Below are 22773 nucleotides of genomic sequence, written 5' to 3'. Positions count from 1 at the left end.
CGATTAGCTGTATAGGTATTTTTTGTGGAAGCTTTACTCACTTCAACCCTCGCGGTAGCCATCGCTGAAATCGGCGACAAAACCCAATTATTAGCTTTTCTATTAGCCACCCGATTTAAAAAACCGTTGCCTATTATTTTGGGCATTTTTATCGCCACTATCGCCAACCACGCGGCAGCCGCTTGGATGGGTGATTGGGTTGCCAGTTTAATCTCACCACAAGTGCTTACTTGGGTGGTCGGCTTGTCATTTATTGCCGTGGCTATCTGGATATTAGTGCCCGACAAAGCCGATGATGAAGATAACAAGCTTTATCAATATGGCCCTTTTGTGGCGAGCTTAGTGCTGTTTTTTATTGCCGAGATTGGCGATAAAACGCAGGTGGCAACGGTGCTACTCGCGGCTAAATATGATCAGCTGTTTATGGTCATTATGGGTACCACGCTGGGCATGTTAATTGCGAACGTACCTGTGGTTTTTGCTGGCCAATTCAGCGCGGATAAATTACCACTCAATTGGATCCGTGGCATAACCTGTGCGCTGTTTGCCATCATGGGTATTTCAACTCTGATTTGGGCTTAAAATGGGCGTTAAAACAGGCCGAGCTGATCCTCTGCTATAGCTGAAAAATTAAGGCCAATGGCAGGTAAAATGGCGTCGGCAATGGGCTGCAGTTGTTTTTCAACATAGTGGTCATAGTCAATCGCACTGCTAATGTATTCAAGGGGCTGTGGCCCCGCTAAAGTATTCAGGTAACGGATAACGCCTTTATTTTGGTAGCGTAAAGGCAAACCTCGTCGCTGGTTTTCAGCATCCGCTAACATCGCCGCCCGAGCATGGGGCGGTATGTTTTTCACATAGCTATTTAATGGCTGGCCTAAGCGTTTTTTATATACCAATAAATCATCCTTTTGGCCGCTGCGAGTTTGCACCACAAAATCACGAATAAATGCGCTGGGATCTTGCTCTGAAAAAATCATTTGGTATAACCGCGTCTGAAAAATGCGCGCCAGCTCGGTCCAATCGGAGCGCACGGTTTCGAGCCCTTTAAATACCAATTTTTGCTCGGCGCCGGTGCCTGTTAATCCCGCGTAACGCTTTTTGCTGCCTTTTTCTGTTCCTCGAATAGTGGGCATAAAAAATTGCTGATAGTGGGTCTCAAATTCCATTTCTAAGTGACAAGACAAATTCATTTCTTGCTGTAACTTTTCTTGCCAACACTGATTAATATGCTCGGCTAAGTCACGCCCAATGGCATCAGGATCTTGGCTACTTTCAAGAGGCTCGTTCAATAATACAAACGTTGAGTCGGTATCGCCATAAATCACTTGATACCCTTTGGCTTCAATCCAGCTGCGCGTTTGCTTCATGATTTGATGGCCACGCAAGGTGATTGAGCTTGCTAAGCGCGTATCATAAAAACGGCATCCCCCAGAGCCCAACACACCATAAAAAGAATTCATAATGATTTTAATGGCTTGTGAGGCTGCCGCATTTTTTTGCTGTTTCGCTTCATCTCGCGCTTGCCAAAGCTCGTTAATAATATCCGGTAGAAAATGAGTGTGACGGGAAAAGTAAGCGCCTAAAAACCCTTCAATGGCTTGCTCTGGCTGTTTTAACCCTTCTATCATTCCGACAGGATCGATTTTAAAGGTTCGGATAATCGACGGATAAAGGCTTTTATAATCCAGCACCAAAACGTGCTTATACAAACCCGGCTGGCTTTCCATCACATAGCCTCCAGGGCTAGCAAGGCCACCATCGGGCGGAAGGTTGGGCGCAACATAGCCAGCGCGGTGCACCCGAGGTAAATATAAATGGGTAAACGCCGCGACCGACCCACCACTGCGACCAAGTTCAAGACCGGTTAAACGGCTACGTTGCTGTAAAAAGGCAAGTAACTGGGTGTGTTGGAATATTTGCCAAACGAGGCGACAGTCTTGCAAGTTGTATTTTGCTAGGGCCAGCTTGTCATGATTAAACTGATAATTTATCTCGGCCATTTTGTCTACGCTTTGGTTAATACTCTTACCTTCGCCGAGTAAACTTTGCGCAACAAACTCAAGGGAGAAACTATCAAACTGATAAGTGGCCGCCTTGAGGGCTTCAATACCATCAATCACAACTCGGCCAAATAAATCTAAAAATCCCCCGCCCTGCTGACTATCGCGCCACTTGGCCAAGGTGTTCGCCCTTCCATATCTGGGCTCTATGCCAAGTGCCTGCGCGCGTTGCACTAGCAGTCGCATATCAAAACCGATCACCGCCCAGCCGATAATAATGTCAGGGTCGTAACGCGTTAACCACTGCATAAAGTGCTGCAGTAACTCAGCCTCATTACGACACCAAATGATATAACCTAAGTCATCGGCCTGTTCCTCGCCGATCATATAAACCCACTGCCCCCAATCGGCATAAAGGCCGATAGAGTACAAATGGCCTTGTTCAGAGCACTCTATGTCCAATGAAACGGTGTTAAGGGAGCACGCCACTGGGGCGGGTTTAATCTTGGTGTTATGCACCTCAATGTAGCCGGCTTTTTGCACAAATTTACCGGTGAAACAAATTTCAGCGTGAACAAATCGCTCCATCAAATATCGATCATAAGGCTTAATATCGGCTTCAAAGGTTTCTATCTGCGCGGCTTGTAATAAACGTGATGCCTGAGTGGCCTGATAACTAGAGCTGAAGTACAAACCTAACGTGGTTTGATGGCTAAAAGTGCATAAGTCGAGTGACTTTGTTTGGTACTGAAAATCTGCGAGTAATGTTGCAATGGCAGTACGGTACTCAGAGGCAACAAAAAACACCACGGGCTCAGGTGAGCTAAAAAGGCGATATACACCCGTTTGCCCCTTAAGCCAAAATTCATGTTTAACCCCTTGTGGAGTATTGTGGCTGTGGCGCGTTAGTAAAAAGCCTGACTCGATAGCCTGCATTGTTTCTCCTATGCTGGCCCATCAGTTTACCTCAATCGCCAAATAATCATACCCTGAGCAACAGAGATGCCAAGCAGTGTATTGCCAAGCTCCTAACACACTTTTGCCCCAAAATGAGTTTGGGGTGACCAGAAATAGCCCTTTATAGGCATCAGCCAAACAATCAAGCAGGGTGTCAGTGAACGTCTCGCCGTTGCCTGTGGTATCACCAGCAAAAGGCCTTGCTAGAAGCTCGAAAACCAAAGGAATCAATATTGGCATTAGCAATGATTTCCTTGCTGCTCTAGGTCTGGCATAACTAAAGGACATTTGAATTACTATTCATTACGGAAGATGAGCCGCCCATTTCACATCTTCTCAATCGAGAGAGCATTGTGGGTGGTTTGGGGGCTGGAGGTTAGAGACCTCCGGCTACCCGATTAGGTGCGTAGCCAAAGTTGGTAAAAGTCCGTTTCATCGTGCTTGGGATTCTTACGCACGAACTCCCAACCATGGCGCTTGTAGAATGTGAGAGCTCGATGGTTAGTTCGGCTTACCGAAAGTACAGCACGCAAACAACCCGCTTTACTCAAAATACTTACAATATAATCCTGCACTTTTGGGGCGAGTCCTGATCCACGAAAATTCGGCTTTAAGTAAATGAGATGCACATAGCCAGTCTCCGGCTCGGGTGAAAAGCTACGAAACTCTAACTGCCCTGCAAACTGACCATCCACAAATATATGGATATAGAACCATCCTGATGTGGTTAACCGGTCAAAGACTCGTTCACGATAAGTAATTTCCATACTTACCTTTTTCATCAAGCACCTAACGCTTACAGCAAGGGCACGGTCTTTTCCGCGTCCATTGCCTGTTATTGTTAGAGTTCAGACCTCTTAGAATGAACTCGATCATAGAAAACTTTCTTTTCCTTTTGATACTCTGCTTTGTTGTCGGGATACTTTTCATGCAAGCCAATTTTTAGTTCATTTAACTCTCTGAGCAGTTCAGGTTTAGAACTTAGTTGCTCTTTAAAATTTAAATGGTTTAATGCATTGATATCGCCATACTCATGAATATGCAGGTGACTGACATAGGGAGTTTGCCTTACAAAATAATGGCGCCTTTCGATCCCATACTCACCCCGATACTCGTAACCAAGGGCAACATAACAGCCAATAAGTGTTTTTGCAGTTTCAAAGTTCTTCACTAGCCCTAGAATATCCAGAACATCTTTCGAATAGAGCCCGGCAACTGAGGTGTAGTGGTACAACTATTTTGGCCACCTGATTAGAGGTGATAAGATCACCGTAACTAAGCAGGTATCAATGTGTCAAAACGTACAAGACTAACTTATTCACCAGAATTCCGACTAGAAGTTGCCCAAGAAATCGTCGACAAGGGCGCTCAGTTCGCGAGGTTGCTGAGTCACTAGAGTTAGGCAAGTCAACCGTCGATAAATGGGCAAGGCAGCTGATGGCCCAGCGAAATACTTGTAACACAATATCACGGGCATGAACGGCAGTGGCCGGTGCGCCGCGCTCTACTATGGTATCGGTGAGTACCCGTAGGTCTTCATGGGTGATTTCTGTCAGCTTTTGATTACCAAACTTAGGTTTTAGCTCTCGCTCATACACAGAGCGGCGCATATCGCGCGTTGAGTCGGCCATTTGATAATCCCTAAGCCATTTGTCAGCCCAGGCTGCAAACGTCTCAGTATCCTTTATCCGCGATTTACTGCGGGCTTTTTCTTTGGCTGGTGACTTGCCCAATGCAATCAACTTCTTTGCCTCGATTAATCGTTCTCTGGCTTCTGCTAGCGTGATTGTAGGATAGCGACCAAAGGTGATGGTTTCTTGTCTGCCGCTGATGGAATAGTTGTAACGAAATGAAGCGGTGCCTGCTTTGATAACGGCAACATACAGGGCATCTCTATCATTTACCTTATAGAGTTTGTCATGTGATTTGAGGTTGCTTGGTCATTCCTCTGTCAAACCGTGCTAGATTTGCCTAGGTTAAAAACAAAAAAAGTCCGCAGTTACGCGGACTTAAGTTTATTGCTTGTTAGTGCCAGTACTTGCTAAACGGAGGATTATTCCCACTCTATTATCAACTAACACTTAAAAACCTTTTAGTTCAGACACTTAAATAACACCTGAAATCTAAAACCATGATTTGTACCATGCTTAGAAAATTTGGTGATTATTTTTAACTTAATCACACATTTTTTCGTTCCAACTTGGTAAAGGGTTAACTCGCTAAGCTTGCATCATCTAAATGTGGCTTCACTCGGCGCACATTCTTAGCTTCTTGCTCATAAGCTCTGTGCCTTACATCCCAAATTTCTACCGCATGTTGGATATTCAGCCAAAACTCAGGTGTGTTACCCAAGGCTGCCGCCAATTTAATTGCCATAGGTGCGGTTAACGTGCCTTTATCATGCACAATTCGGCTCAGTGTATTTCTGTGAACGCCCATCGCTTGGGCTAGTTCATTGATTTCAATGTTCATCGGCTCAAGAAACTCTAGTGTTAGCATTTGTCCAACAGTCACCGGACGACGTTTTGTATTTCTCATATCTTACCTCCACTAGCCTTTATAAACGTGCGGATCTAAGTAAGCATCCAAAGCAACACCATCTTCCCAGCGAAAAATAAGTCGATATTGCTTATTTACACGGATAGAGCACCACCCTGACAAATTCCCCTGTAGGTGCTCAAAACGATTGCCAGGAGGAATTCTTAAATCCGACTCTTGAGTCGCTGCATCCAAGATCTGAAGCTTTCTAAATAGCGCGCTTTCAATGTTACTGGGTATCTTTTTGTAGCCTTTATCTTCTTCGTAAAAAGCTTCTAACCAAGTATCTCTAAACTCAATTGCCATAGAAATCTTACCTATTTTTACTTCATTTTATGCACAACCTAGTTGTGCGTCAAGCTAGTGTATGCAATTGCCGGTGAAGTTCGGCCTCATAATTTTGCTAGATGCAAAAAACATGGAGACAACCTCTGCTCAATGAATCAACCTGTTCAAAAACACTTCAAACAGTTTGATTCTGTAAAAGCATGCAATGCCAATATACAATGTTGAGTACACAATTAAGTACTCAGGTGTATCATGAAAACAAGTACAATCTATGCAGAAAAAGCTGTGTCATCAAGCGAGGCTAGAAAGCACTTTAAAGATTGCTTATCAGGGGAGCCTGTGGTGGTTTTATCGAACAATGAGCCAGCTGGTTACATGATGAGCGCCGCTTATTTTGAAGGCCTTATGAAAGTTTTAGAAAGCAAGAATGCTGATTCTGTTTCATCATTTAGGCCGATGAGCGCTCGCTTAGAAGCCATTTCTCACCTGAATGCTCAAGCATTAACAGAGCTTGATGCGAGTGTTTTGGGAGAGTTTAAGGAGCGTCAGAAATAGCTACTATGGCAGCTGTTCAATAAAAAATAATGTTCAAAAATAATGAACAGCATTAAAAAGTGAACAAGGTAACTAAACTCAAGGCGAACAACATAAACAAGTGAACTTGTTGCTAATCGACGCTTCTGCTGACTAGTTTAGAAAGAAAAGTAACAATACCTTTTTCATTGCTGGTAGCGCGACTGAGTACAAAGTAGTTACGGATTGCGAAAAATACCCCTACTAGAAAACCAGCTATACCAACCCAATTGCATACGTGTACCAAACGGCCAAAGCGAGCCTCGATAATAACGTAGAATTTTGATTCGGCTTGACTAGCAATATGCCCTTCGATGTAACCACCAAGAAGGATGGCAATCAGGAAGTAAGCAATAATTCCGGTTAAAAATGCCCCCCACCACGGCAATCGCGACGCAACATGCACAATATCTGGAATGACAGAAGCAATGCTAGTGCTGCGTCTCCTGCGATGTCTTCTTCCCATGAATTAGATTTCCATTCTTTAGAATTCAGTATGAATCTGGTATGGCCATTACGACAAAGCTAAACACAGCAGCCTTTAAAGGAGTCATTTGCACGAAATTGAGCTTAATTATGATTATGCACGCCTAGTTAACCTAGTTCTTGATGCTGATTGATTAGCTATGCGTAAACTTTTTAGTTGTTCTTTACGTATCGATTCTTCGTCTGGGTAAACATTATATATCCAGTGATAAAAACCTATACCACAGAGTATGAGCCCAATAGCGGATATCACACTACACAAAAAGGGGAAATATTTACTATCGGTGGTTACAATTTCAATTTTTCTGTTTTCAATTGCCACTCTATCATTTTTTACCTTCTCAGGTAGTTCATCTTGTGCCTGGATAATTGATATTTTTTCTAGAGCTTGAAAAATCGCATCATTGTATTTGTATGTTTGACTTAGAAGAAAATAGATCCCGAATACAAAAGTTATCGCCCCAACAATTGCCATTAGCTTATAAGGGTTGTCCGTTGGAACGTTTAGTGATGAGTTCATAGTTATTAGCTCCTTGCTTTTAGTTACACAAAATGACTAAATTTGCTACATAATTTAGTTCTGCTCCCTGCCACAGCTTTTAAACATCTCAAACAAAGATTTATATACACCATCATGTTCACATGATTTTTATCTAAAGTAAACAATCATTTACACAGCAAACTTACACTAGAATGTGAAGTCCATACTATGCAAAAAGCATGTTTAAAAGCCTAAAAGCGTTTTAACGCCATAAAGAAAATCTATCTCCCCCCTCCCCTATTCGGCTGTACATACCCCCCTTCATGTACCATTTAGCATTGGTTGCAGTGGCATAGTGGTTGAGGATCGCGGTAGCGATATTTAGCCTCGCAGAGCAGGATTTCGTTGAGCACCTTGGTGCGAATAAGCAAAAATGTGAAGAGGTACAACAAATTTATTTGTGGGCCTACTTCACCTATCCTGCCAGCCATTTGGCGTAGAATCCAACCGTATTTTCACCATACATCAAGCGTAATTCTCGCGTAATTAAAGCGTAAATCGATATCTCACCATATTGATTTTAAAGAAATAAACTAAAATACTGCAAAAGTAACCTAAGTTATGACACAGCAATAACATAACTGCGTAAGAGCATTGCTGAAATCAGTAAAAGTCTCGTATCGATAAACAAAAGTAAGGTGAAAAGCATGTCTAAGTTTACTGAGCGGCTAAATGAATGGCTTGAACAAAAACGTAAAGATACCGGTCATCAAAAAGGTGATCATAAAAGGATTTTCTTAACCCTCAAGGACGATATTGCCAATGCACTCGACAATGGCTTCTCCTGCAAAGACATACATAGCCATTTAACGGCAACGGATCTCATCCAATGCACCTATCAAACCTTCTGCAAATATGTGAACGATCATATAAAACACCAAGATAAAGCCACTAAAGCAACACGCCAGAACAAGTCAGATGCTTCAAGTGATAACAAGGCTTTAGCCACCGGAAAACCAAAAAACTTTAGCTTCAATCCAAACCCAAACAGCGATGATCTGTTTTGAAATCTCGGGCCAATGATGATGCGAATAGAGCCAATGTAACGCGCATCCTAAATCATGGCGTTAAACCATTGGCCGCAGGCCAATACAAAACCAAAAGCTTTATACCTCAAAGTATAAAGCAGGCGGTAACGCCGCCTGAAGATCCTGATAGATCCTGAATATCCTGCTAAAAGGGCAAAATATCGGGCGGGTGTGCCACGCTACCGGGCGGGTGTGCCACGCCATCGGGCGGGTGTGCCACGCTATCGGGCGGGTGTGCCACGCTTTACTTTATTATCAGGGGTTATTTCGATACCAAGTATCTGCAATCCACTCGCATCTTTTTTTAGCCGTCTTCGTCTATCTCGCAAAGTTTGGCTACTTAATCCCTCGCCACAGACGGCAACAATCAGCGTATCTAAATACCAGCCTCCCAATGGCGCATTCTTATGGCTTAACACATGGCGAGCCACCGCCTGACTGATGCCGTAATTCAGACGAGCAATTGCGGTGGGCGGGTAATGTAACGAAAAATCGTGCTCCAGCAGCATTACAAGAGCTTTTCCTAGCCTCACCCGCCACAGATTGCGCTCACCCTGCTTCAAAGGGTCATAGCGCGTCATAGGCGATGGAATAACATGATCAATCAAGCCCCCGATGATTGGAAAATCAAACTGGGCGACTTCGATGCTAATGGTTGCAGCCCTTAGTTCGGTTAACAGCTTCTCAAGCTGTGCCATGCTGTATTGGTTATCAGAAAGTACTCGGCGCAATTTAGCTGGATCAACCAAAAGCTCAACCCCGCCATCGGATACATCACGCTTTTTTTCTGCAACGTAAAGCATCCCCTCAATCACATCGGCATGGCGCTGGCCAAGCCTGCCCGTTACTTTGCAGCGACCAAAGCTGGTTTCCATCCAATGACCTTGGCGCTCACAAGGCCGCTGCGTAGGTTGATAAAGCCTTAAGCGCGCTTGTAATGCCGTGCTGGTTGGTGCCACTTTATTACCAGTCATCGTCCCCCCAAGCCGCAGCTTTTAGCTTAACGGGTGGTTTTTGTATCTTTCGTTCTAGTACGGCAGGTTTTAACACCCCGCCCTCATGACGCCTCAGCCAACGCTCAGGGAACGGGGCACCATAGTTAGCCTTGCTTATACCAAAGCGCACGAAAAAGCCTCTACGAGCCTCACAGACGCCCCATTGCTCAGATTCAGCTAAGGTCATACTCGATAAGTAAGCTTGCCAACGAATGTTATCCACCAACACACTGCTCCCCCGACTCGCTTGCTGCTGATCGCCAGCCCCCATCGACACGGCCCCTTTATTCGAGTGATGCAAAAATACAATCGAGCAGCCCGTCTCCGCTGCTATGGTTTCCATCCGGCCAATCACTTGCGCCATCGGGCCGCTGGCATTTTCGTCTTCAATATGAAAACGCCGTAATGTATCTAAGAACATCAAGCGCTTACCCTCAGCAACTTGCTTAATGCCATCAAACCAAGCCATCGACATAATATCTGGGCACCGACCAATCAAAGGCTCAATCAATAACCCTGCGGCAACCCTATGATGTTGATCGCGAGTAAGCATGGCACCAAGCGCATGCAAGCGATGATAAATGGCAACGGGCGGGTCTTCAGCGGGCAGAAAAACCGTAGGCCCCTTGGTTAGCTCCCCCAAACCAAGCAGATCTGGCCCTCCGGCAATTTGCGCAGCAAGTTGCAATGCAAACATAGACTTACCCGCGCCACCTGGCGACACAATTGCCCCCACCGTACCCGCCACCATATTTGGCAACACATAATCAATCTCAGGCGGCCGTTGCTGAAACGCCATCAACAAATCAAGGGCCATAATTACCACTTCCCAGAAATCATATTGCCTGGGCGGATCGCTTGGATTGAGGCTGATTTTCGCTTTTCAATCCACTGCTCTACTTCGGCTAAATCCCAAGCCACATTTCGGCAGGTCAGCACAATACGGCGAGGAAACTCACCGCGCAGCTCTAGGTTGTAGATGGTTCGATCAGACAAAGGGATCATAGCGAGCAATGTTCTTCTGTTAATCAATGTTTTGCTTGAAATGACTGATTTCATAGCGCCTCCTCATCATAGGTATATGCTTGATAATGCCAGCAATTGCCTGTACATTAGTCTTAGTAGTTGGACAAAATTCGAGAATATGAAAAACATTGAGACAGAGGAACAAGTAGAAGAGCGATTGGGTGATTTTTACATACCGATATGGCCCGATTGTGATACTACTGTAGCGGATGCAATAGCTGCGTTTAGAGAAAGATGGCGAACCTATTCATTAGCATCAAAATCAAACAACTTAATCAGACTGATTAAAGAGACTATTGACCCCGCCATTGTTAATTTTTTGGCCAAACACCCTGAAGGCTACATAAATTACATGCCAGTTCGCCCACCCAGCGTAAACTACAGTGATCTTGTTAAATCAGTCGGATTTCGCGAAACCGTTGACTCAATAAAAAATTGGCTTTGCTGGTTCATGGAGCTGCATCACTATACCGAGCAAGAGAAACAATGTTTTATTGCCACACAAGAGGCGCTGATTACCTTTTTCGGCTATTGCGAAGATAAAAGGCCACATAGACCCCGCTTAACACCAGATGCCGCCATCAACACCCAAAGGCCAATCAAGCATTGTAAGTTTTGTGGTAATCAAACCGAATTTGCGGCATTTATGGCCGAGTGGAAACAAAATCCATATCTTGAAGATGATTTAACGAATGATCAACGAGATACACTACGCAATAAAAAAAAGCGGCCTGATCTTAGTCACAAGTACTGCCACGAACATAAAGCAAAGTTTCATGATGGCACGTGGAACCCGCAATACAAAAAAGCCAAACGCACAGCCGAGCAATTTGAAATTGAATTACTTAGGTTGCGCCGACAAATAGCACACCCCGACAAATACAATGCACGCTCTGGTGATGTGCTCATCGATGAATACTTCTATTACTACCTGAAGAACAAAGCTATCCCGCCAGAAAAAGCAACCGCATGTTTTAACTACCTCCGACAGCTCTTTGCCAATCCGATTATTGCAGATAACGCAACCAGTGAACGTATTGACGCCATCATTGATGAAATGACTGATGCAGACACGGCGCTAGGGCCAACTAACATTCGTGAGCTACGCAACCTAGCCCGAGACATGGTTGACCAACGCCTAACAGACGACAAAAAAAAAATGCTAGTGCTGCGTAAACGAGGGCTAACTCAGCGAGAAATAGCCGAGAAACTAACGGTGATATTTAGCAAAAACTACACTCACCAAGGCGTTTCGCGATCCTTGGCTGCGGTAAGTAAAGCGTTTCGGTTGGACGACTAGGGCGAGCTAAAATTTTAGCCGCTAAAATTTTTGAGTCGCGAAAGACAGTTTTGTTAGTGAACTAGCCAACCTAGCCAGCAACATGCTTGGCCAACGCCTAACAGACGACCAAAAAATGCTAGTGCTTTGTAAACGAGGGCTAACCCAGCGAGAAATAGCCGAAAAACTAACGATGATTTTTGGCAAAAACTACACTCACCAAGGCGTTTCGCGATCCTTAGCAGCGGTAAGCAAAGCGTTTCGGTTGGATGTTAGGAAGAGCAAAAAATTTTAGCGGCTAAAATTTTTGAGCCACTCATGGCAGTTTTGTTAGTGAACTAGCCACACCAGCCCGTGACATGGTTGACCCCCGCCAACAGACTACAAAAAGAATGCTAGTGCTGCGTAAACGAGGGCTAACCCAGCGAGAAATAGCCGAAAAACTAACGGTGATATTTGGCAAAAACTCCACTCACCAAGGCGTTTCGCGATCCTTAGCTGCGGTAAGTAAAGCGCTTCGTTTGGACGAAGAGACAAGCAAAAATTTTCCTGTTGCTCAGGATAGCTTGTGCTCTCTCTAATACTCTTTAAATACTCTCCAACCTTCAATTCAAATACCTTTTATTTGACCTAGTTTCCCTTATCAAGCAAAGTGTTTCGGGGGAACATGGGCTGCCGAATCAGGGGGTAGAGTGTCATTAAAAGAAACAAAAACTAGGATACTAGCTGCTAGTAAAAGGGCTGAGGAATTTCTTGCTCAGGTTAATAAGTTGTATGTAGAGGAAATAAGATCGGAAGAGAAGGTATTAAATGATTCACTATCTGAGCTTCATAACGCTGGAAAAATTGACCTTATCAAGATAATTAGAGGAATTGATAAAAGCTCCCGCGAGCACGATTTATTTACAGTTCTACATGCTTTTGAGAACGTGCTACCTTCACTAAATGCAAATGTTGAAGATGTTCTAGACTGCCTAGTTCACCTTAGTAAACAAGCTGGTAGAAATTCAGCCATCGGTGGACTCTATCGAGCATTTGAGCATTTCTGTAGTGTTGAAGCAGAGCGCTCCAGAAATAGCATCTTATTCATTCTGAAACAAAATGAGCTTGGTGCATATGCTAATTTTCTCTCCAGCTCAATTCTCGCATACGACTCAGACCATATGACCGATGCTATACAAACGACCCAAAAACTGCTCAGTAACAAAAATGAGATGGTAAGAAACCAAGCCTATTTTAGCTTGGGGAAGCTTGATGTGGGTAAAACTCAGGCCAATCTCATTTGGGAATTACTTCGCGGTAGTGCCAGTAGCGAACGAGAAGATAGTTGTCGCACTTCAATACTACGGGCATCACTTCACTTTGGGAATACGTATCCATCCTACTGGTCGCAGATTGCGGAATTTCTACCTACATTTGTTGAGACACCAACTCCAAAGGTTATCTATGAAATATCAGATATTGTCGCCTTTCAAAGAGTTGATTTGCCGGATAGTGTTCTAAATATTCTTCTAAAGCAGTTCGCCAATATCTCTCCTGAGCACAAAGACATCATAGACAATATTGATTACTTATTGGTCAATCTAGTCGAGAAGGGGGCCTCCTCCCTTGCCTTGAGGTTATTGGAATCGATTTTGACTGTGGGTGTGAAGTTCCCCCAACTGGATTACTTTTCTAGAGAACTACTGAGCAAGCATCGCGAGCTACTTAATCATATTGTCACAAAGTGGTTTTTGTCTGGTAATTCCTCACTTTATCATGGTGTTTCAGATTTACTTTATGACGTTACGGTCAGAGATGTCGAGCTAGAGGCGGAGATGGGATTGCTAGGTGATGAAGCAACACAAGTGTTTGTTAGCCACAAAGCGGTCGGCTGGCTGTTTATGCAGCCTGTTACAGCGGCAAGCTTCATTCTATCGATTTACGAAACAGCTTCGGAAACTACTCGTAAAGAGCTTGAACAGGTTTTGTATGAACCCTTGCTTTTAAGTTATCCAGGGGAACTAAAGCGATTCTTCCAATCGTGCATTGATAAAGGCTTTCAAGCTCCCCCATGTAAGCGGTTGCTTGCTAAGCTTCAAGCTTATCATTCTGATATTGGTAAAGTCTCGGAACTTAAAGAGTTGATGGCTCCCAGAGAAAATGTAAGCGCTTATTGGAAAAAATTTAACAAAGATATGCAGGCTGCTTACGAAGATAACTCAAGAGGAGCGCTTTTTGACCTAATAACAACCAAGCAGACACTATTGTATGGCAATAGCTCAATTTACTACGTACATAGGGGAGATGGAGAGCACATACGACAAGAGATGCAAATGCATTCTTTTTCCCATTCGACTGAAATGCCAAGGTTAAATGTCTTAGATCCAGAGTCACTAGATTACATTTTACGAGTTTACCGTTGTGAGAGAATGAAAAATGAAGCTAATTCTTAAGCAGTATTTAGCCTCGTTGAGAGAGCGTCAGGAGTTGGATGCGGTATTACCTGATCTATTAAGCAGTATGGGGATGAATGTGTTCATTTCACCTACTCGTGGGGTTAAAGAATACGGTGTTGATATAGCGGCTGTTGGGCAAGTAAATGGTCAGGAAGAAAAAGTTTATTTGTTCTCTGTTAAGTCTGGAAACCTTACTCGTGAGACTTGGAATGGTAGTGCAGACCAAGCTCTGAGACCCTCATTAGATGAGATTCAAGACTCATTTATCCTTAGTCGCCTACCGCCTGAACATGGGGATAAAAAAATAGTCATCTGCTTATGCTTTGGGGGGGATGTTAACTCAGGGATTAGGCAGGAGGTCTCAGGCTATGAGCAGCGGAATACAAGAGGCAATATTTCTTTTGAAGAGTGGAATGGGGATAAACTTGCTGAGTTTATTCAGCAATACTTATTGAAGGAGGAGCTACTGCCCAGCTCCAGTCAGGCCTTGTTAAGAAAATCCTTAGCCTTACTTGAAGAGCCCGAGAGTTCAAGCAAACACTTTTCGTTTTTGATTGACGAAATTTTATCAAATGTTACCGATGCAGATTCTGCTGCATCGTCCATAACCCGGATTAACGTTTGTTTGTGGGTACTATTTTCATGGTGTCGAGACGGTGGAAATTTGGAAGCAGCATATCTTTCTTCGGAGCGTGCATTACTGCTAGCTTGGGACAAAGTCAAAGTCCATTACACAGGAAGGAACAAGCCTTCAAAATCATTCGACCGCATTTTAGATACTTATCAACAAATTACTGATTGTTATGTAGACCAATGCCTAATACCGTATGTTAAATATAAATATGCACTTTCTCATGCTGTCCTTTCGCCATGCTCTATTGATGTAAACCTCAAATTATTCGATGTTCTGGGACGTTTGGCGGTCAAAGGCCATTGGATTTTGGACTTACTCTCAAAAAGTTGTACCGATAGTCCACCCGCAGACGAAGAAAGTGAAGAGCAGGAAAAAATCCGCTTACGCCTCAGAGATATTACAAAGTCAATTAACCTCTTGGTTGTGAACAATCCAATATTATTGTCTCCATACAAAGACTCACAAGCAATTGATCTTGGTTTAACTTTAACCTTGCTTTCAAATAACTCAGAGCTTGATGAGTTTGTGCAGAGCTGGCTAACGGAAATGGTCAATATTTGCATTTTCTCTTTCGAGAGTAATGGCATGTATCCAATTGTTCATAATTCTTATGAGAAGTTGCTTGATCATAGAAATAAAGATAAAGCCAATAGTAACTACAAAAATAAAGTTACAGAAGCGAGTATCTTATACCCGCTATTAGCGGTATTTTGCTCTCTTTATAAACTAGATTCAGTAAGCCAAGATTTGGAAAGGTTTGCCACTGATAAACTAGCACATAGCACGTTACAATACTGGTATCCAAACCAAAGCAGTGAACAATATATGTACTCTAACTCAGAGACGCATGGTTCTGCATCAACCGACTTTCCAATGGATAGAAGCGCAACTCTAGAGCACATAAAACAAGAATGTGGCAATGCTGATTCATTCAGGAATATGTCAGCTGTTACGACAGGTAAGGCGCCTTTGATACTGACGGCTTGTCGAAGCTACCGATACCCAGTACCTCTTCATTATCTTGAGGACTGGATTACAGCATCTGAGCAACTATAAAAAAATGAATTTTAAGGCTTTCTTGTAACCGAAGTGCAATGATTAGTAGAAATATGCGAGACTATAAATAGCTTATCTACTAATCTGCGTTTGGTACAACATGTAGCTTATTTTTACCCAAAATCAGTTATGCAATCCTGAAAACCGAAGGCTCTCTGCAAGGTAAGAGCTACTTATTGATATCCCGCCCACTCATCAATCATATCCGCCCAGTCTTGTAGCATGGCGGTGCGCTGCTCGCGGTATTCGGCCTTGTTATATACAGCCCTAACGCCCTTTTGTTCATGGGCGAGGCATTTTTCAATCCAGTCGCTGTTGTAACCTGCCTCATGCAGTAAGGTGCTGGCGGTACGGCGTAGATCATGGGGGCCAAACTTGGCTAAGTCTTGGCCATCTTTTTGCGCCGCTTTATAAGTCAGCGTTAGCACTTTGTTGAGAGTTGCACTGCTCATCGGGGCATCGGAGTCATAGCGTGATGGCAGGATGTAATCTGAACCGCCGGAAAAGGTTTTAAGGGCGATTAGAAAATCGATGACTTGGCGAGACAGAAACACCAAGTGCGGGTTGCGCCGTTTCATCCGCTCTTTTGGGATAGTCCAAAGGGCTTCACTGAAATTAATCTCGTCCCAAGTGGCATTGGTTAGCTCACTTTTTCGAACCATAGTGAGCAATAGCAGTTTTACCGCTACTCGGATAGTCGGCGTGGTGCCTACTTGCTCAAGGTAACGATACATTAGGCCGATTTCACGCGGGGTTAAGGTGCGATCCCTTGGCTCAAATTTGGCGATACTAGCAGGGCGAACCCGATCAGCGGGATTTTCAACTTTTTGGCCACGCTCGATGGCCCAGCGAAATACTTGTAACACAATATCACGGGCATGAACGGCAGTGGCCGGTGCGCCGCGCTCTACTATGGTATCGGTGAGTGCCCTTAGGTCTTCATGGGTGATTTCCGTCAGCTTGTGATTACCAAACTTAGATTTTAGCTCTCGCTCATACACAGAGCGGCGCATATCGCGCGTTGAGTCGGCCATTTGATAACCCCTAAGCCATTTGTCAGCCCAGGCTGCAAACGTCTCAGTATCCTTTATCCGCGATTTACTGCGGGCTTTTTCTTTGGCTGGTGACTTGCCCAATGCAATCACCTTCTTTGCTTCGATTAATCGCTCTCTGGCTTCTGCTAGCGTTATTGTAGGATAGCGACCAAAGGTGATGGTTTCTTGTCTGCCGCTGATGGAATAGTTGTACCGAAACGAGGCGGTGCCTGCTTTGGTCACGGCCACATAAAGGCCGTCACGGTCGTTAACTTTGTAAAGTTTATCGCGGGGTTTGAGGCTGCGTAGTTTGGTATCGGTAAGCATGGGCGCGCTCCATCGGCGTAAGCCATTGTCGTGTTTTAGTTCGGATTTAATACCATGCTGAAAACTGACCATGAATTAATATGAATCGCATTTAAATACAATCACTTAATCATTTTCGATACCATGTTAGTTAAACGGCTTATTACATGGTATCGGGTATTCTTTAATGGTATTGAGTTTGATAATACCCCGCGAAATACCCCTGTCAAACCGTGCTTGGTGTTGCTAGGCAGTGCTAGATTTGCCTAAGTTAAAAACAAAAAAAGTCCGCAGTTACGCGGACTTAAGTCTAGTTTATTGCTTGTTAGTGCCAGTACTTGCTAGACGGAGGATTATTCCCACTCAATGGTTGCTGGCGGCTTGCCTGATACGTCATATACTACACGTGAGATGCCGTCAATTTCATTGATAATGCGGTTAGACACATGACCAATGAGTTCATAAGGTAAATGCGACCAACGTGCGGTCATGAAGTCGATGGTTTCAACACAGCGAAGTGAAACAACCCAATCATACTTACGACAGTCACCCATTACTCCAACGGAGCGAACAGGCAGGAACACCACAAATGCTTGGCTTACTTTGTGGTATAAGTCGGCTTTGCGCAGCTCTTCGATAAAGATAGCGTCTGCACGGCGCAGCAGGTCACAGTATTCTTTTTTCACTTCACCTAATACGCGCACACCTAGGCCTGGCCCTGGGAATGGGTGGCGATAAAGCATGTCGTAAGGCAAGCCTAGCTCTAGGCCAATTTTACGTACTTCATCTTTAAACAGTTCACGCAATGGCTCAACTAAGCCCATTTCCATATCATCTGGTAAACCGCCCACATTATGGTGCGATTTAATAACGTGAGCTTTGCCTGTTTTAGACGCTGCCGATTCAATTACGTCTGGGTAGATAGTACCTTGAGCTAGCCATTTTGCATTGGTTAGTTTCTTTGACTCTTCATCAAAGATATCAACAAACACATGACCAATGGTTTTACGTTTTTGCTCTGGGTCGCTTTGGCCTGCCATGGCATCCAAGAAGCGATTTTCAGCATCCACATGAATAATGTTGAGACCAAAATGGTCACCAAACATTTCCATTACTTGTTGGCCTTCATTTAAGCGCAGTAGACCGTTATCAACGAATACACAGGTCAGCTTGTCACCTATAGCTCGTTGAATAAGCATGGCTACCACTGATGAGTCAACCCCGCCAGAAAGACCAAGGATAACTTCATCATCACCCACTTGCTCTTTAATACGCGCAACCGCATCTTCAATAATTGAAGCCGGAGTCCATAATGAATCACAGCCACAAATGTCTTTTACAAAGTGCGATAACATACGCTCGCCTTGACGAGTGTGTGTCACTTCAGGATGGAACTGCACGCCGTAAAATTTCTTTTCTTCGTTCGCCATTGCCGCAAATTGACAGGTTGCGGTCTTAGCAACTGTAACAAAGCCTTCTGGAATTTGAGACACTTTATCGCCATGGCTCATCCACACATCAAGTAGCGCTTTACCATCAGCAGAAACCGCATCTTCGATCGATTTAAACAACTCTGATGGGTTTTGCACTTCAATTTGTGCATAACCAAATTCACCCTCGCCTTCACCCTTGATGACTTCGCCACCCAATTGCTTAGACATGGTTTGCATGCCATAACAAATACCTAATACCGGTACACCTGCGGTAAATACGTATTCAGGGGCACGAGGCGAATTAGGTGCGGTAACACTTTCTGGGCCACCAGCAAGCACGATACCATTTGGATTAAATTCTTTGATGTCTTCTTCGCTAACATCCCAGCTCCAAAGCTCACAGTAGACCCCAATTTCACGAATACGACGTGCAATCAGTTGCGTGTATTGAGATCCAAAATCTAAGATTAAAATGCGATGTTCGTGAATGTTTTTGCTCATAATTTGCAATTGCTCCAGGCAAAAATAACAAAGACGGCCGAAAAGCCGTCTTATTTAACATAAAACTGTTTTAGCGATTACCCTAAACGATAGTTTGGCGCTTCTTTCGTGATGGTCACATCATGAACGTGGCTTTCACCCATACCTGCGCTGGTAATTTTAACAAACTGCGGTTTAGTACGCATTTCATCAATGGTCGCTGAGCCAGTCAGACCCATTGATGAGCGTAGACCACCCATTTGTTGATGAATGATTTCTTTTAGGCGGCCTTTGTAAGGAACGCGTCCTTCAATGCCTTCTGGTACTAACTTGTCTGCTGCGTTATCCGATTGGAAATAACGATCAGAAGAGCCTTTAGACATTGCACCCAGTGAGCCCATACCGCGGTATAGTTTGAATGAACGACCTTGGAATAAGACCACTTCACCTGGCGATTCTTCAGTACCAGCAAACATGCTGCCCATCATTACACACGATGCGCCAGCAACAATAGCTTTGGCAATATCACCCGAGAAGCGAATGCCGCCATCAGCAATAACTGGAACATCAGTACCCGCTAACGCTTCTACAGCGTCAGAAATGGCAGTAATTTGTGGTACACCACAACCCGTTACGATACGTGTAGTACAAATTGAGCCTGGGCCAATCCCCACTTTAACCGCGTCAACACCCGCAGCAACCAAGGCTTTAGCACCTTCAGCTGTTGCGACGTTACCGCCGATAATTTGTAAATTAGGGTATGCGGCACGTGTCGCTTTAATGCGATCAAGTACGCCTTGAGAATGACCATGTGAAGAGTCAATAAGCAGTACGTCAACGCCTGCATCAACTAAGGCTTTAATACGCTCTTCGTTACCTTCGCCAGAGCCTACTGCAGCACCAACGCGTAAGCGACCTAGCTCATCTTTACAAGCATTAGGTTTACGCTCAGCTTTCTTAAAGTCTTTTACTGTGATCAAGCCTTTAAGCTTGAAAGCATCATCCACTAAGATAACTTTTTCGATACGGTTTTCATGCATCACTTTGATAACTTCTTCGCGTGTTGCATCCGGTTTAACCGTCACTAACCGTTCTTTAGTCGTCATTACCGCAGAAACTGGCTTGGCCAAGTCTTCTTCAAATACCACGTCACGACCTGTGACAATGCCGACCACTTCATCGCCATTTTCAACAACTGGGTAGCCCGCAAAACCGTGTAGTTCAGTTAACGCTTTAATTTCACGAAGGGTCATTTGCGGCGTAACCGTTACAGGTGAAGAAACCACACCACTTTCGTAGATTTTTACTAAGCGAACTTGCTCTGCTTGCGCTTCAATCGACATGTTTTTATGGATAAAACCAATGCCGCCTTCTTGCGCTAAAGAAATAGCGAGACGTGCTTCAGTGACGGTATCCATCGCAGCCGATACAACTGGAATATTAAGTGAAATTTTACGTGTTAGGCGAGTTTTTAGACTAGCTGTATTAGGTAAAACAGTAGAATGACCTGGTACAAGGAGTACGTCATCAAAGGTTAAAGCTTCTTTTGCGATTCTTAGCATTGCAATATCTCAACAGCGGTTGGGAGTAGAATATTGCGTTCGGATTATAGGGCTTTGTCACACTTTTAACAAATACAATTTCAACAAATTTTCATCTTTTTATACGGCTGTCGCCACGGCAAACCTTTTACTGCTAAAATCCCTCTCTCCAACACATTTATTAACCTGGAACTGAAGTTTGCAATCCATTTACACGGTTAGCCGCCTCAATGGTGAAGTTAAAAAATTGTTAGAATCAGGCTTAGGTACCGTGTGGCTCAGTGGCGAGATATCGAACCTTACAATTGCCGCTTCTGGGCACTGGTATCTCACCCTCAAAGATCACAGTGCGCAAGTTAAATGCGCCATGTTTAAAGGGAGCAATAGCAGAGTAAGGCTACAGCCTAAAAACGGTATGCAAGTGTTGGTGCGTGCCAAATTAAGCTTGTATGAACCAAGAGGTGATTACCAGCTGATATTAGAGTCGATGGCACCGGAAGGCGAAGGCCTACTGCAACAAGCCTTTGATGCGCTCAAATTTAAACTGGCTGCAGAGGGACTGTTCGCCAGCCAGCATAAGCAACCGCTGCCAACCACACCTACTAAGGTCGGCTTAATCACTTCCGCCACTGGCGCGGCTATTCACGATTTATTATCGGTACTTAAGCGCCGTAATCCACTGCTCCAGATCATTGTTTACCCCAGTGCGGTTCAAGGTAAAGCGGCGACGGCGCAATTAGTTAAGGCGCTGCAAACGGCCAATCAACGCAATGAGGTTGATGTGATTGTATTGGGTCGTGGTGGTGGCTCGTTAGAAGACTTGTGGTGTTTTAATGAAGAAGCGTTGGCTCGCGCGGTATTTGACTCCACTATTCCGGTGATCAGCGCAGTTGGCCATGAAGTAGATGTCACTATTTGTGACTTTGTCGCTGATTTGCGCGCAGCGACCCCTTCAGCCGCCGCCGAGTTACTCAGTGGCAACAGTGAGCATTGGCAGCATCAGTTGCAACAACTCAATGCGCGTTTGGTTCGCGCGATCAATCAACAATTACGCCAACAACAAAATCGTTTTCAACTATTGCATCAACAATTGCAATATCATGAGCCAAGAAAAAAGCTGCAACTTCAGGCACAGCGATTAGATGAGCTTGACGCTCGCCTAAGAAGGGCTATGCAAGGCCGTTTAACCCAACAAAAGTATCACTCTGAACGGTTAAGCCAGCAGCTATTTCAGTTTCAACCTGGATTTCAAGTAACGCAGCTGCAACAACAGCAGCAACAATTAGCAGCTAGGCTATCTCGTGGTATGCGCACACTATTGGATAAACATCAGCAACAGCAGCAAAGTGTGGTGGGACAACTGCAAGCAGTTAGCCCATTAGCCACTTTGGCGCGGGGGTACTCGATTACCAGTAATCAAGCTGGCGATGTCATACAGCAAATTGAACAGGTAAAAAGCGGTGAACTCTTAAGTACACGTGTTGCTAACGGGGTGATTCAGTCTGTTGTGAAATAGCAAGCTCAATATCAATAATGTATTTCTCATCACAACAATAAATACTGCTCAGCTAGATATAAAACAATGCGAAAAGTTTGATAAATCCACTAATATTAAAGAGTGGAGAGCATGAGGGGCTATGTTCTCCTCCATTCTCTAAAATTGGAGGTATTAAATGAACACTAAAACCGCAAGTTATCTGACTGAAGAAGAGAAAGTAGAGCGAAAAATCCACCTTGCTGAAGAGCATATTCATCAAGCTGAGCACATGCTGCATGAAGCTGAGCATGAATTGGAAAGCGCACTACATGAACAAGCTATTATTGACCTAGAAAGAGATTTGTAGGGATAAAGTGCACTTGCCCCGCCAGGCAAGTGCATCTTTGGGGATAACAGTCAGCTATATTATTTTATTGAGACGATAGTCCGCGCTCGATTTCGATTTCATTTCGTTACAGCTATTACAAAAAAAGTCCACCGCCCCACATGCCTTAAGTATTTCAAGGCGCACACCACAAGCAGCACAATGAGCTTGCGCTTGATAGTCTTGCTCACAAGTTTGACATTGGTAGACAAATTTACCTAAGTAAGTCATCACTTGATTACATTGGGGACAATTTAATTCTTTCATAACAAAAC

Annotated in this window: 23 protein-coding genes and 1 pseudogene; 8 read left to right on the top strand and 16 right to left on the bottom strand. The window is 44.2% G+C overall.

All coding sequences use genetic code 11. The annotated features are described in order from the left end of the window. Positions 1-24: 24 nt before the first annotated feature. Positions 25-582, top strand: coding sequence for a TMEM165/GDT1 family protein (locus K1M91_RS07135; protein WP_232801000.1), 558 nt, complete (start codon positions 25-27; stop codon positions 580-582). An 8-nt stretch (positions 583-590) separates the two neighbouring features. On the opposite strand, the gene K1M91_RS07130 is transcribed toward K1M91_RS07135, so the two are convergent. From K1M91_RS07130 to K1M91_RS07100, 7 genes and pseudogenes are all read right to left on the bottom strand, one after another. Further along, positions 591-2939 (bottom strand): DNA polymerase II, encoded by a 2349-nt coding sequence (locus tag K1M91_RS07130; protein ID WP_232800998.1) that lies wholly within the window; start codon positions 2937-2939, stop codon positions 591-593. Between the two features lie 21 nt (positions 2940-2960). Then, complete coding sequence (locus K1M91_RS07125) at positions 2961-3200, bottom strand: hypothetical protein (RefSeq protein WP_232800996.1); 240 nt, start codon at positions 3198-3200, stop codon at positions 2961-2963. 158 nt (positions 3201-3358) lie between these two features. Then, complete coding sequence (locus tag K1M91_RS07120) at positions 3359-3742, bottom strand: GNAT family N-acetyltransferase (protein ID WP_232800994.1); 384 nt, start codon at positions 3740-3742, stop codon at positions 3359-3361. A gap of 59 nt (positions 3743-3801) precedes the next feature. Next, positions 3802-4194 (bottom strand): GrpB family protein, encoded by a 393-nt coding sequence (locus K1M91_RS07115; RefSeq protein WP_232800992.1) that lies wholly within the window; start codon positions 4192-4194, stop codon positions 3802-3804. Between the two features lie 202 nt (positions 4195-4396). Further along, positions 4397-4894: pseudogene (locus tag K1M91_RS07110) on the bottom strand (integrase arm-type DNA-binding domain-containing protein); the annotation flags it as partial. 277 nt (positions 4895-5171) lie between these two features. Then, a complete protein-coding gene (locus K1M91_RS07105; protein WP_232800990.1) occupies positions 5172-5498 on the bottom strand; it encodes a HigA family addiction module antitoxin in 327 nt (108 codons plus the stop codon). Between the two features lie 12 nt (positions 5499-5510). Next, positions 5511-5804, bottom strand: coding sequence for a type II toxin-antitoxin system RelE/ParE family toxin (locus tag K1M91_RS07100; protein WP_232800988.1), 294 nt, complete (start codon positions 5802-5804; stop codon positions 5511-5513). 234 nt (positions 5805-6038) lie between these two features. On the opposite strand from K1M91_RS07100, the gene K1M91_RS07095 reads away from it, so the two are divergent. Continuing rightward, positions 6039-6341 carry an antitoxin of toxin-antitoxin stability system gene (locus tag K1M91_RS07095; protein WP_232800987.1) on the top strand — a complete coding sequence of 101 codons (303 nt, stop codon included), beginning with the start codon at positions 6039-6041 and terminating at the stop codon, positions 6339-6341. 112 nt (positions 6342-6453) lie between these two features. Here K1M91_RS07095 and K1M91_RS07090 read toward each other — a convergent pair whose 3' ends face one another. Beyond that, positions 6454-6825 carry a hypothetical protein gene (locus tag K1M91_RS07090; RefSeq protein ID WP_232800985.1) on the bottom strand — a complete coding sequence of 124 codons (372 nt, stop codon included), beginning with the start codon at positions 6823-6825 and terminating at the stop codon, positions 6454-6456. 114 nt (positions 6826-6939) lie between these two features. Continuing rightward, positions 6940-7365: a hypothetical protein gene (locus K1M91_RS07085; protein ID WP_232800983.1), complete on the bottom strand. Its 426-nt coding sequence runs from the start codon at positions 7363-7365 to the stop codon at positions 6940-6942. Between the two features lie 668 nt (positions 7366-8033). Between K1M91_RS07085 and K1M91_RS07080 the strand changes: the two genes are divergently transcribed. After that, a complete protein-coding gene (locus tag K1M91_RS07080; protein WP_232800981.1) occupies positions 8034-8393 on the top strand; it encodes a TraK family protein in 360 nt (119 codons plus the stop codon). A gap of 242 nt (positions 8394-8635) precedes the next feature. Here the strand turns inward: K1M91_RS07080 and K1M91_RS07075 are convergent, their stop codons facing one another. Genes K1M91_RS07075 through K1M91_RS07065 form a run of 3 tightly spaced genes read right to left on the bottom strand, consistent with a single transcriptional unit; the run spans position 8636 to position 10468 of the window. After that, the gene (locus K1M91_RS07075; RefSeq protein WP_232800980.1) at positions 8636-9388 is read right to left on the bottom strand and encodes an ABC transporter ATPase; all 753 of its coding nucleotides are present in this window, start codon (positions 9386-9388) and stop codon (positions 8636-8638) included. Further along, positions 9378-10226: a helicase RepA family protein gene (locus tag K1M91_RS07070; protein ID WP_232800979.1), complete on the bottom strand. Its 849-nt coding sequence runs from the start codon at positions 10224-10226 to the stop codon at positions 9378-9380. The genes K1M91_RS07075 and K1M91_RS07070 overlap by 11 nt, the downstream gene beginning before the upstream one ends. Positions 10227-10228: 2 nt before the next feature. Beyond that, complete coding sequence (locus K1M91_RS07065) at positions 10229-10468, bottom strand: AlpA family phage regulatory protein (protein ID WP_232800978.1); 240 nt, start codon at positions 10466-10468, stop codon at positions 10229-10231. Positions 10469-10553: 85 nt separating this feature from the next. Between K1M91_RS07065 and K1M91_RS07060 the strand changes: the two genes are divergently transcribed. The 3 genes from K1M91_RS07060 (at position 10554) to K1M91_RS07050 (ending at position 15842) form a co-directional block, all read left to right on the top strand. Then, entirely contained in the window at positions 10554-11735 is a 1182-nt protein-coding gene (locus K1M91_RS07060) for a transcriptional regulator (protein WP_232800977.1), read from the top strand. A gap of 671 nt (positions 11736-12406) precedes the next feature. Then, positions 12407-14149 (top strand): hypothetical protein, encoded by a 1743-nt coding sequence (locus K1M91_RS07055; protein WP_232800974.1) that lies wholly within the window; start codon positions 12407-12409, stop codon positions 14147-14149. Further along, a complete protein-coding gene (locus K1M91_RS07050; RefSeq protein ID WP_232800973.1) occupies positions 14133-15842 on the top strand; it encodes a hypothetical protein in 1710 nt (569 codons plus the stop codon). The genes K1M91_RS07055 and K1M91_RS07050 overlap by 17 nt, the downstream gene beginning before the upstream one ends. Positions 15843-16015: 173 nt before the next feature. Here the strand turns inward: K1M91_RS07050 and K1M91_RS07045 are convergent, their stop codons facing one another. From K1M91_RS07045 to guaB, 3 genes are all read right to left on the bottom strand, one after another. Beyond that, positions 16016-17203: a site-specific integrase gene (locus tag K1M91_RS07045; protein WP_232800971.1), complete on the bottom strand. Its 1188-nt coding sequence runs from the start codon at positions 17201-17203 to the stop codon at positions 16016-16018. A gap of 332 nt (positions 17204-17535) precedes the next feature. Beyond that, a complete protein-coding gene (gene guaA / locus K1M91_RS07040) occupies positions 17536-19116 on the bottom strand; it encodes a glutamine-hydrolyzing GMP synthase (RefSeq protein WP_232800969.1) in 1581 nt (526 codons plus the stop codon). Positions 19117-19193: 77 nt separating this feature from the next. Next, positions 19194-20657 carry an IMP dehydrogenase gene (guaB, locus tag K1M91_RS07035; protein WP_232800967.1) on the bottom strand — a complete coding sequence of 488 codons (1464 nt, stop codon included), beginning with the start codon at positions 20655-20657 and terminating at the stop codon, positions 19194-19196. Positions 20658-20835: 178 nt separating this feature from the next. On the opposite strand from guaB, the gene xseA reads away from it, so the two are divergent. Both xseA and K1M91_RS07025 read left to right on the top strand, forming a co-directional pair. After that, the gene (gene xseA, locus K1M91_RS07030; protein ID WP_232800965.1) at positions 20836-22152 is read left to right on the top strand and encodes an exodeoxyribonuclease VII large subunit; all 1317 of its coding nucleotides are present in this window, start codon (positions 20836-20838) and stop codon (positions 22150-22152) included. Between the two features lie 157 nt (positions 22153-22309). After that, positions 22310-22480 (top strand): hypothetical protein, encoded by a 171-nt coding sequence (locus tag K1M91_RS07025; RefSeq protein ID WP_232800963.1) that lies wholly within the window; start codon positions 22310-22312, stop codon positions 22478-22480. A gap of 54 nt (positions 22481-22534) precedes the next feature. Here K1M91_RS07025 and K1M91_RS07020 read toward each other — a convergent pair whose 3' ends face one another. Further along, on the bottom strand, positions 22535-22765 hold the full coding sequence (locus K1M91_RS07020) for a zinc ribbon domain-containing protein (RefSeq protein WP_232800961.1): 231 nt from the start codon (positions 22763-22765) through the stop codon (positions 22535-22537). Positions 22766-22773: the final 8 nt, after the last annotated feature.

Source organism: Motilimonas sp. E26, assembly GCF_021278025.1.
GTDB lineage: Bacteria > Pseudomonadota > Gammaproteobacteria > Enterobacterales > CBDFNC01 > Motilimonas.
The sequence above is the reverse complement of the archived record's forward strand: the minus strand, read 5'-3'. Positions and strand labels throughout refer to the sequence as shown.